Source organism: Streptomyces sp. NPDC002643, assembly GCF_053592555.1.
This window is the reverse complement of record NZ_JBSFVY010000034.1, coordinates 79310-90526: the sequence shown is the minus strand read 5'-3', so window position 1 is coordinate 90526 and position 11217 is coordinate 79310. Positions and strand designations below refer to the sequence as shown.

The window sequence follows — 11217 nt, the reverse complement described above, 5'->3', positions numbered from 1 at the left end:
CCGGCGGAGCGCTGCAGCAGGCTGGGGGGCGTGTGATGAGCGAAATGAGACTGTGGGACGACAATCCCACGGGTGTGGACCTGCTGGGCTTCGCATCCATCGTCGACACGGTGGTGACCACGCTCGAGATCCCGTACCTGGACCCTGTGACGATCGGGATCGCCGCGCCCTGGGGCGGCGGGAAGTCGACGGTTTTGCGGCTTTTGCACAAGGAGCTGGACGGGCAAGACGGTTACCGGGTGATCCGTCTCGATCCCTGGGAGTTCGACGACCAGTTCGATGTGCGTGGCGGCGTGATCGGTGAAGTCCTGCAGGATCTTCTGACGGCCTACAAGGCACAGGACGGCCTGCCGGACAGGATCAATGGGCTTCTTGAACGGGTGAGCTGGTCACGCGTTGCGGTCAGCCTGTCCAAGGGATCGCTGGTCGCTCAGTCCGCAGACCTGGTCGAGGCCCTCACACCCCGCTCGAAGAGCGATCCCAGGAGTCTGGCGGGTTTCCGGAAGGAGTTCGCCAGTCTGCTCAAGGACCTGACACAGCTCAAGCGCCTGGTCGTGCTCGTCGACGACCTGGACCGCTGTCTGCCCGACGCGGTGATGGCCACGCTGGAGGCCATCAAGCTCTTCCTGTCGGTGGAGAAGGTCGCGTTCGTCCTGGCAGCGGACCAGGACATGGTGCGCGAGTCGATCGCAGCGAGCCTGGACGCCACGGGCCGGAGCGAGCGGTTCGCCCACCGCTACCTGGAGAAGATCGTCCAGGTGCCGCTGTCGCTGCCGCGGATCGGCGCCGACGAGGCAGCCACCTTCATCACGCTGCTGCTCTCGGCCCACGAGTGCTCGCCGGAGCACTACACACGACTGGTCGAGCACGCCCAGCAGCGGCGTGCCGCAGGGCAGTCCCCGGTCCTGTCGGACCTGCAGAATCTTCCGTGGCAGCCCGACGTGGCCTCGCTCGCCCTGGCCGACCGGCTGGCCACCGGCCTGTCGGCCGACCGGTCCGGAAGCCCACGCAGCATCAAACGCTTCCTCAACGCGTTCGCCCTGCGGACCCGGATCGCCGAGAGCCAGGGCATCAGCATCGACCCCTCGGTGATCGTCAAGCTCATGCTGCTGGAAGACAGCCCGGGCAAGGACTTCGAAACCCTCGTCAAACTCCAGGACGCCGCCCGCAGTGAACTCCTCGCGCACTGGCAGGCCTGGGGGAAGGGGGAACGCGACGACAGACCGGACCAGGTCAGTGAGACGAGCAGGCACTGGGCCGCGTCCGAACCCGATCTCACCACGGCCCCGATCGGCCCCTATCTCAGCCTGGCCGCCTCCCTGGTGAGCCTCACCGCGGCCGCCTCCCTCACCCAGGAGCAGGTCACCTGGGTCTCCCACCTCGCCGGCCAGTCGGAGCCGCACCGGCGCACCGCGCAGCAAGAGGTGACGGCCCGCCCGGTCACGGAGCAGCAGGCCGTCGTCGAGGCCCTGCTGGAGCGCGGCCGCCGGGAACAGCAGAGCGAGCCGCTCGTGGAGTCCCTCCTGTACTTCGCGAACGCCACCGAGGATCTGCGCCGCCGCATCGCCGACGGCCTGTGGGACATGCGCAGTAACCTCACTCCCGCCTCCGCCCTGGACATCGCCGACAGCGACAGCGGGGAACTGCGCGACCTGGCGGCACGCCTGGCAGAGGCGACGGACATCGACCCGATGGTGAGGGAAGCGGCCAAGCTGGAACAGGAGGGACCCTGATGGGTACTTCGGGCTCCTACGGAGGCAGTGGCTCCGCCGAGTGGAGCGCGGCCCATGACGCTTTCGACGCCCTGCCCGCCGCCGGAACGGGATCCGCCAACTCCCCGGACACCACAGACCTGCCCGACAGTCAGCAGCAGTTCCTCGACGACGTTGTGCAGGCGTTGGCCAACGCGCTGAACAAGGACGACGCGGACCACGGCAGGGTGCCCGCCGGAGGCTATCCGCTCTCCGCCCTGATCGCCCCGGCCCGTGGCAGCGGCGGCGGGGGAGGAGGGGCCGGGGGAGCGGCAGGCCCGGGCCGTGTCGGCGGCGGATCGCAGCGCCAGGTACTCAAGGGTTCCTCGCGCGGTGCCGCGGCCCTCGCGGGCGCTTACGCCCTGCGCAACGGCGATGCCGCGCAACTACGTGAACTCGGCCTGGACTTCACCGAGCTGAACAGCCTGCCACGGCGCACCCAGATCTCCCGCATCCTGCAGGCTGTCCTCGGCGACGCCGGACACCCCGACGAGGCGGCCCTGCGCAGAGCCACCGTCAAGCACGTCAAAGACGTCCTCCTCGCCGCCGAGCCGCCCACCCCGGAAGACAGCCTGCGCGGCCTCGTCGCCGAATGGATCTACGAACTCGGCCTGGTCGAGCTCCAGTCCCAAAAAGCCAGCGACAACCTCACCCCGGAGGAGGCTGTCCGCAAACAGGGCTGGCTGCGGTCCTGGCTGCAGCGCAAAGTACGCCACATCTTGGTGCCCGACACGCGACGCATGACCGTCAAGGAATTCACCGCCACAGCAGCGAGAGTGACGAGGGAGGCACTGCGCATTCTGCGCGCAGGACGCTCATGACGACCGCCTACGAAGTGCTGCCGCACGACGGACAGCAGCACGAGCCCTCCACCACCGCCCTGCACTGGCCCCGCACCCGCGCCCACAGCCCCACACCGACCGTCACCTGCACACTCGGCTGGGACCTCGACCTCCTGGGCCCCGCACCGGCAGCCGCCGCCGACCTCGTCCGTATCGCCGCCTCCGCCTACCTCGCCGACCGCAGCACCCGCCGTCCCCTCACCACCTTCACGCGCACCATCGACCTCACCGTCCACACCGTCGACCCCGACCCCTGGAACGCTGCGTCCGGCCGGCTCGCCGAAGAACTGCTGTCCTGGCTCACCGGCGACGCCTGGCACCTGCACGCCGTACCCGCCGCCCCCGGCGACCACCGCCCGGCACCCGTGCCCGACGCCGACGACGTGATGCTCCTCAGCGGCGGACTCGACTCCCTGTGCGGCGCCGCGGACCATCTCGGGGACACGGCAGAGCGCATCCACCTCAGCCACTACGACGGCAGCACCGTCATCCGCCACGCCCAGCAGCAGACCAGTGCCTGGCTCAATGACCGTGCGCGGCAGCCGCTGCGCCACCTCAGCGTGAAGCTCTGCCAGACCCATTCCGCCGCGGAATCCTCCTCACGCAGCCGCAGCCTGCTGTTCGCCGCCTTGGCCTCAGCAGTCGCCGCCGGCGCTTCGAGCCCGCAGGTGACCGTCCCCGAGAACGGCTTCACCAGCATCAACCCGCCCCTGACCGCCGCCCGGGGCGGTGCCCTGTCCACCCGCTCGACCCACCCGGGTACGTTCGCCCGAATCAACGAGCTCCTGGCGAGCCTGGACATCCCCGTGACGGTGGCCAACCCCTACGCCTACCTCACCAAGGGACAGCTCCTGGCGCGAGCCTTGGACCGTGCGGGCCAGTCCCTGCTGCAGGCTGGGGCGGGAACTCTCTCGTGCAGCAAACTCGATGGCAACTGGTACTCCGGCGGGGACCCCACCCTCAACTGCGGCCTGTGCCTGGCCTGCCTGGTCCGCAGGGGATCATTCACCGCGGGCCCCCACCACGACGCAACCACCTACCTCGTTGATCACCTCACTGGCAGCGCGCGCCAGCTGCTGCTGGACCACCGTCGCAAGGACGTCCACGACGTACGGCAGGCCATCGCCCGCGGCATCGACGACACCGACATCCTCGCCGTCGGTGAACTTCCCCCCGACACCGACCTCGACGCCGTCGTGGACCTGTGCCAACGAGGCCTGCAGGAGTTGAACGATGTCCCCCTTCCCTGACGAACTGCCACCGCTCGACTGCCACGCCCACATCGCACCCGATGTGACCCCCGCGCAGATCGACGCCCTGCACGGAGCCGTCGTCTTCGCCGTCACCCGCACCCCGGCCGAAGCACACCGCGCCTGCCGACGCCGTGACGCGCGCCTGATGTGGGGATCCGGCGTACACCCCGGCGTACCCGAAGCGCTCGACGCCTTCGACCTGCAGCAGTTCCGTGCCACCCTGCGGCACAGCTGCCTCATCGGGGAAGTCGGCCTCGACCGCCGAGGCAACCTCCAGCGGCAACGCACCGTACTCGCCCAGATCCTTGAGGCCGCTCACGACCAGCCCGTTCTGCTGTCGCTGCACAGCACCGGACGCACTGGCCCCCTCCTCGACCTGCTGACCGACCAGCCGCACCCCGGAATGATCCTGCACTGGTTCCTCGGCAGCCCCACCGAGCGGCGACACGCCATCGACCTGGGCGCCTACTTCTCTGTCAACGCCGCCATGCCCGACGACATCCTGACCTCCCTGCCCCTGACACGTCTGCTGCCGGAGACCGACTTCCCGGCCAGCCGACGTACCACCGGCGCATCACGCCCCGGCCACATCGACCGGCTCGAACAACGGCTCGCCGAACTCCGCGGCATGACACCAGAACAGGTCAGACGACGCTTCTGGCAGAACCTGCGCGAACTGACCACCCGTACACACGTCCTGGACAGGCTTCCCGAACACGTCGCGGACTGGGCTCTGGAAGCCTGACACGCAGCCCTGCGGAAGCCACCGGCGTCACTCACCCCGGCTGACACGCTCCACGACCCGGGGATCACTGCGCACGGGCTCCGGCAGCACACAGTCGTGCAGACCGCGGGCCGCAAGAACCTGCTCGACCGTCAGCCCCGCGCGTCGGACAGGTCCGCTCGCACCAGATCGGCATCCGCCAGGTCCGCACCGTCGAGTCGCGCCCGACACAGAACGGCGCCCTTGAGCGTCGTCCCCTTGAGAAGAGCCCCCCGCAGGTCAGCTCCCGGCAGGCGGGCCTTCGCGAGATGACGCCCCGCGAGATCGACCGGCGGCCAGGAACCTCCTCGACGCCGTGAACCAGGTGCGGTGAGCGCCCGCAGCGCCTCCTGAACCATCTCGTCGGGTTCCCCCGGAAGCTGTACGGACGCCAGACCGCCCGCCGCACCGGCAGGCTGCGTATGGCGGCGCACGAACGCATTCAGCACCCGCGCGGCATGTCTTCCCTGGTCAGGGGCATCCTGGACGATCTGTTCCAGCGCCAGAACACCCCCGATGCACACATACGGCTCATCCGAACTCAGCCGCTCCAGCGCCTTCGTGAAACGGTCCGTCACCTGCCCGCGACGGCTCAGCCGGTAGGACCGGGCGGTATAGATCAGGGCGATGCCGGCACCGACGCCCGCAACGGCCTGCACCACGGCCAGCCGGAACTGCCCCACCGCCGCAGACCGGGCCGCGGCGTCCATCAACGGCCAGTCCTGCCCGGCCAGCCAGCGTGCCAGGCGCCAGCTCAGCGGAGTGAACATCAGGGCCAGCACCCCCGCCAGCCCGGCCACGCCCAGCACAGCCATCACGGCCGACCACACCTTCTTCAACCCCATGCCCCGGTTTCTATCGCGCCCACCCCCTCGGGGGCGACTGTAAGAGGCGTACGGGATACAGGAGGCGGCCACCACCTTGCCCGTGCCGCTACTCCATGGTGCCCTTGGCGTAGTTCCTCCAGAAGGCGTACAGCAGCACGTCGAGGCGGTCGGCGTGCAGGAGGCGCAGGCCCAGGCAGCGGGCGAGTTCGAGCCGGTGACGCGCCCGTGATGTCGAGGTCGACGGAGAGCCGGGCCCGCTCGTGCCTCCTACCGGAAGATCTGCCGTCGTACGGCGGGTTCGTGACTTTCCCGCCGCCGGGCGCGAAAGCCCGCAAGGATGAGCCGTGGCACCAGGGAGCGAGCCTGTTGAGCGGGGAGCCCATGGACAAGACGAGCGTCACCGACCATCTGCACGACGCTGCGGCAGAGCGGTCTTTCCGGTTCATCCCGCCGTCCCGGGCACACCCCACCTGGGAACTGCCTGCTCCGTTTCCCGAATTACTGGACCAGCTGACCTACGCGACGGTGGATGACTGCCAGCAGTGCCGGCCCGCCCTGCTGGACCGTGTCGCGGACGATGCGCGAGCGACGCTGGAGCTGGTGGCCTGGGCCTGCTTCATCACGTCCGAGATCTACTGCGGCATCCCGTCAGAACTCGTCGCCGGCAACGAGGCGTCCGACGCCCCGTTTCGCGCCTCGCCCACCTTCCGCACGCTGGCACGGCAATACGGCGCACACGGGTGGATCCAGGACACCGCCTGCATTCACCGCACAGCAGCACAGCGCCGCGAAGCGGCGGACACCGCTGTCACCCTCGTCGCCGGCCTGTCCCGGTGGTCGGCGGACTTCCTCTACCAGTGACCCCTCGCCGCCCCGCCTCCTGAGCGGGCAAGAGGACAAGAGGAGACGTGATGAGTCACCACCCCCCCGCTGCCGCCCCGCTTCCCGGGCAGCGGCGAGAAGCAACGGCGGGCGGCGGGCGGGCACTTCGCTGATGGCGATCTTCGTCCTGCAGCCCCACACCCTGCAGCTCCGCGACGCTCATGACTAGGCCGAGATACCGGTACCCGATGCCGTCGAGACCTGATGCGACGCGTGGGCGGACTGCAGGTCACCACGATGTCACTCTTCACTCCTGTGCCCCGGCGCACCCGAGCTGCGGCTGCCCGATGGGGCACTCATGATCTGGTTCCCGGACACGAGCCGCCTCTGCGACGGCTCACTGTCGTCGGAGCCCACATGGCAGCGCGATGTCACCGCCACCGGCGACGTCGTGATCATCACGGGGCCGATGGCCGACGCGGACTGCATCGGCCCCGTGGCAGTGCGGCGCAGTACCGCCCGTGGGATGACCTGAAAAGCGGAGGCGGTGCGGGCAGACAGCGCGAAGCGCAAAGGGGCGGAATGGAAGGCGGTCGGCGTTGTCAGTGGTGCCTGAGACAGTGATGGGGTGGACAGCCAGACAGAGCGAATCTTCGAGGATGCGGTCAGGACCGGCCGCAGGAACGCCGTCACCGTGGAGATGGCCCGCCGCCACTGTCTGAACATGACGTTCACCGAGTGCGGTGGCCAGGGAATGGCCGAGGCGGCCACCGGCCTGCCGATCAACACGCGGCAGGTGGGCTGCCTCGTGGCGCACGGCGGTGCCAGCGGGAACCTGGACTGGATCGCCGGCGAGTTCTACGAACAGCACTGCGTGGGGTGCGTTCACCGCCGCCCCACGGGCGATGTGCCGAACCTCGCCACGGTCATGGACGAACGCAAAGAAGCCGCGGCCAGGGCCGAGGAAGCCGAGCGAGCCGAAACAGCACGACGGCACCACGCGTGGGAGCAGCGCGCCGAGCACCGCAGGGGTGCGCAGGCGTCATCGGACACGGCGATGGCCGGTGCGCTGGACGATATCGGCGTCCTGGACCAGGAGCCTGGTACGGAACGGGACGAGGCGGCCTGCGACGGTGCGCTGCGGCGGCTGACCGCGCTGGCGGAGCGGGCGCCGGAGACCTTCACCACCGAGGTGATCGAGCTGGCCCTGGGGCTGGTGGCCGACGTGCGCGTCTCACCGTTGTTGACGCCGCTGCGGCACGTGGCCCGCGCCCGCGGCGAGTTCGTGGCGGATGTCCTGCGGGCGGCCCTGAACACCTTGCGGCGCGGCCCGGTCGAGGAGGCCGGCCGCTGCGTGGCCGACCTGCTGACTCCTGACGATGCCGGCCGGCTCGATGAGGCGGCGGTGCGGTCCTTGGTGTATCTCGCTGAGCCGCGAAGTCGGCGTCTTGGGCTCTATGAAGGCGGAACCGGGGACGCCAGTGGTCTTCGGGTGGCAGCGGGAGCGTCCCCCCGCGCCGTGGCCGCAGCACTGACCGGCATGCTGCCCGCCCCCCGGCCGTCCGCGTCGCTGGTGGTGCCTGCCGGAGTGCGGCCCGCACCCCGGACACGACGAGAGGCCGAGACCGACCGGCGCGCTGCCGCGGCCGCCGTACGGGCCCTGGCGTTCACGCACCCGGACGTGGCGGGCGCACTCGTGCCGGCGATGCTGCTGAATCTGGGCGTCGACGGTGACCACCACAACGACCCCGCGCCCGTGGGCACCCTCCAGCAAGCCCTTGCCGCCCTGCTCGTCCTGGAGGTGGGGGATGTGCCCACCCAGCTCGAGCGGACCGGCAGCACGGCCGCAGACACCCTGCGCCAGCGCCTGTTCGGGGTCCTGGAACAGGCAGGCCGCCTCATCGACCCCGAGGACCGGTTCCGTACCTCGAGCGATCCCCAGCCCGGCGAGGACCGGCAGCAGGCCGTCTTCGAGGAACTGCTCTCCACGTGCCTGACCCGCGTCGGGGGAGACTGGGGCGACGAGGTACGCGTCCAGGCCGCGATCCTGGCCGAGCAACTGACCCGAGCCCACCCCGCCTGGGCCGGCCCGCACCTGCCTGCCCTCCTGGGCACGGTCCTGACCGCCATCGACATGCTGGAGTCGGCGGACAGCGTACCCGCATCGCCCCTGGCCACCCCCGAAACGGTCCCGCCGCAGCAGCGATTCTTCGAACGGGAGGCCCACCTGCAGTCCTTCGCGTCCGGCATTGTCAGGCTCCTGGACGCGTTGGAACACCTCGCCGCCCTCGACGCGGTAGCCGTGTGCGCCGCAGTCATCGACACCATCACCGACGAACGCGACAGCCGGCGCAGACAGGTCATCGTGCCGCGCCTGCTGCCCCTGCTGGGGACGCTCGGACGGCGTCACGGCGACCACCCCGGCCTGCTGCGGATGATCCTCCCGCTGCTGCACACCTACCTCGTCGACGCCGATGTTGCCTCCCGGTCGGCCGCGCTGAGCGCCTGGGCCCACAGTGGCAGCACCCACCGGCTGCCTTCCAGCATCTCCGACCTCCTGCCGGCCCTGCTCAACGACCCCTACATCGGTGTCATCAACGGCGTGCTCGACACCGCCCTCCGCCTGGACTGGAGTACCCAGGACACGCATCTTCTGCTGCGCTACGCCCTGCTGGTCTGCGCGCAGGTCGACAGCGACCGGTTCCCGGACACCGTCACGAAGGCCATGGCGGCCGCTTCCCGTCTCTCCCGCGGCGACGAAGCCCTCCGGGCCCCCACCGAACAGCAGATCCTCAAACGCGCAGCCGACCTCGACCGCTACCACCTGCGCGACGCCCTGCGCCGCGACTGGCTGCCGCAGACCACGGCCACCTCGGCCATGGCGAAGCTGCGCCTGCGCCAGGTACGCGACCCGCACATCAACGACCGGTTCAACGCCCACGACAACGAGGAACTGTGCGCGCTGCTGGAGTGCGGCCCGGGCCTGGCAGGCCTGCCGGTGCAGGACCTGCGGGAGGCCGCCCTCGAACTCGGGCCGCACGGAGTGTCCGGTGCGGCCGAATACGCCGAAGTCGCCTGGCGGGCAGCCCGCCCGGCAGATGCCGCCGCCCTCATGAACGCCGTCCTCGAGACGACACCGGACGAGCCCGCCTTCACTGTCCACCGGGCGCTGGCCTCGCTGATCGCCGCCGCGGCCGCGTTCGATGCCGCCGCAGCGGCCGGGGGAGACACGCGGGAGGCCGCCCGCGCGCTGACCCACGCCGCCCACACCCTCGACGCAGACAGCGACGCCCGCGCTCTCACCGAGCAGGCCCGCCTCCGGGTCACGCTCCGCGGCCTTCTCACCGGCCACGCACCGGCGCCGGCCGACGGCACCGGCCAGCACGATTTGGACCGGCGACCCGGCGACGCAGGCGGCGAGCCGGCCGACGCACTGCGGGCCCGCGCAGCCCAGCTCCGCGCCGCCGCGGACACCCTCAGGAACCAGGCCCAGGAAGCGACGGCGACCGCCGCCTACGTGCGGTCCTTCGCCGGACTGTGCGAGGTGGCCTCCTTCCTGGTCCTGCTCGATGCGGCCGAACTCGACGCTGACACCGCCCAGATGACCGCGCTGGCCACCGCAGCCCGCCGACGCGCCACCGCCGCCACCGCCGACCTTCACAAGCGCTTCACGGGCACCGACCCGCTGGCCGGACCACTGCTGGCCGCCCTGGAGCAGGCACAGGCCCTCACCGGTGCCAGCGGCGTGGCCGACCTCCTCACCCACTTCGCCGCCCTGCCCCTGCCCCTGGTGATCGCCCGAGGCCGACGCCGCACACCGCTCCGCTCCGGCACGGCGGACACCGACACTGACGCCCGGGCCGCCGAGAACCACCCAGCCGCCGCCGTCGTCCTGGCCAGCGTCGACGGACGCCTCATCACCGGCCCGCAGATCCTGCGCCCCTCCACGGTCTACGAACTCCGCCTCGACGTCCGCACCGGCCCCTGGCCCCAGTGGGCCCAGAGCCTCGAAGCCGACCTCCTCGGCCACTTCACCCCCGCCGAGGCGGAAACCCCCACCTACCTGTGGCCGCGCCCGCCACGCCCCGAGGACCCGGTGACACTGAGCGCCACCGGCACGCTCATCCTCCGCTTCGCCCTGCCCGCCGGCAGCCCTGCCCCGCCGTTCTCGGTCAACCTGCGCTGGCGCGGCACCAAGGACGGCAAACCCTTCGCCCAGAGCCTCGACGCCGCCGGACACCGCGAGATCCGCTTGCGGCCCTTCGACGCCTCACGCGACTTCCTGACCAGCTTCCCCGTCTTCGACGAACGCCTGCTCGCCCTCTACGAAAGCCTCCACCGCGCCGGCTACGACGAGGACCAGCTCCAGGCCTTCTGCCGCCTGTTTACCGCCATCTGCCGCACCGGACTCACCATGACCTGGAACAAGCAGTACAAACGCGGCAGCCACGTGACCGAACGCAAGTTCCACGACGACCTGTACAAGGAACTGCAGACAGAGCCGGAACTCGGCGGGCGCCTGGAACGGGGCAGCCCGCTCGCTCTGGGCTACCTCGACGTCCGGCACGACGGCATCACCGCCGAGCTGAAGGTCGAGCGCACCACCCCGGTCACCCAGGAGCGCGCCCCCAAGTACATGGGCCAGCCCACCCAGTACGCAGCCGCCGACGGCGCACGCCTGTCGATCCTGTGCATCCTGGACATGAGCCGCAAGACCTCACCCGTCGGCGTGCCGGAGAACTACCTCTTCACCCTCCAGCCCGCCCTCCACGGCCTGACCAACCCACAGGCGCCGTCCCTGGTCGCAGCCATCGTCGTCAACGGCAACCTGCCGACCCCCAGTTCATGGTCACGCCGCAGAACACCCACCCTGCCTGCATCACCGTCGCCGTGAATCGGCTTGACGGCCAGCATGTTGGAAGCGGCCCTGGCTGCACGATCGAGACTGAACCGCCTGAA

At 70.4% G+C, this 11217-nt stretch carries 8 protein-coding genes; 7 read left to right on the top strand and 1 reads right to left on the bottom strand.

Going from position 1 to position 11217, the window contains the following annotated elements; translation table 11 throughout:
- Positions 1-35 precede the first annotated feature (35 nt).
- The 4 genes from ACWD4G_RS36955 to ACWD4G_RS36940 are packed head-to-tail and all read left to right on the top strand — an operon-like array spanning position 36 to position 4591.
- The gene (locus ACWD4G_RS36955) at positions 36-1733 is read left to right on the top strand and encodes a KAP family P-loop NTPase fold protein (RefSeq protein ID WP_194038060.1); all 1698 of its coding nucleotides are present in this window, start codon (positions 36-38) and stop codon (positions 1731-1733) included.
- Entirely contained in the window at positions 1733-2572 is an 840-nt protein-coding gene (locus tag ACWD4G_RS36950) for a hypothetical protein (protein ID WP_451301486.1), read from the top strand. Before ACWD4G_RS36955 ends, ACWD4G_RS36950 begins: the two co-directional genes overlap by 1 nt.
- Positions 2569-3843, top strand: a complete 1275-nt coding sequence (locus tag ACWD4G_RS36945; protein ID WP_451301484.1) for a hypothetical protein — start codon at positions 2569-2571, stop codon at positions 3841-3843. The genes ACWD4G_RS36950 and ACWD4G_RS36945 overlap by 4 nt, the downstream gene beginning before the upstream one ends.
- Positions 3827-4591, top strand: a complete 765-nt coding sequence (locus ACWD4G_RS36940) for a TatD family hydrolase (protein ID WP_451301482.1) — start codon at positions 3827-3829, stop codon at positions 4589-4591. The genes ACWD4G_RS36945 and ACWD4G_RS36940 overlap by 17 nt, the downstream gene beginning before the upstream one ends.
- A 131-nt stretch (positions 4592-4722) precedes the next feature.
- Here ACWD4G_RS36940 and ACWD4G_RS36935 read toward each other — a convergent pair whose 3' ends face one another.
- Positions 4723-5454, bottom strand: a complete 732-nt coding sequence (locus ACWD4G_RS36935; protein ID WP_451301480.1) for a pentapeptide repeat-containing protein — start codon at positions 5452-5454, stop codon at positions 4723-4725.
- Positions 5455-5817: 363 nt separating this feature from the next.
- Here ACWD4G_RS36935 and ACWD4G_RS36930 point away from each other — a divergent pair, with 363 nt between their 5' ends.
- The 3 genes from ACWD4G_RS36930 to ACWD4G_RS36920 all read left to right on the top strand — a co-directional run bounded on the left by ACWD4G_RS36930 (position 5818) and on the right by ACWD4G_RS36920 (position 11152).
- On the top strand, positions 5818-6297 hold the full coding sequence (locus ACWD4G_RS36930; RefSeq protein ID WP_451301478.1) for a hypothetical protein: 480 nt from the start codon (positions 5818-5820) through the stop codon (positions 6295-6297).
- Between the two features lie 319 nt (positions 6298-6616).
- Positions 6617-6793 carry a hypothetical protein gene (locus tag ACWD4G_RS36925; protein ID WP_451301476.1) on the top strand — a complete coding sequence of 59 codons (177 nt, stop codon included), beginning with the start codon at positions 6617-6619 and terminating at the stop codon, positions 6791-6793.
- 93 nt (positions 6794-6886) lie between these two features.
- Positions 6887-11152, top strand: a complete 4266-nt coding sequence (locus ACWD4G_RS36920) for a hypothetical protein (RefSeq protein WP_451301474.1) — start codon at positions 6887-6889, stop codon at positions 11150-11152.
- The last annotated feature ends 65 nt before the right edge of the window (positions 11153-11217 follow it).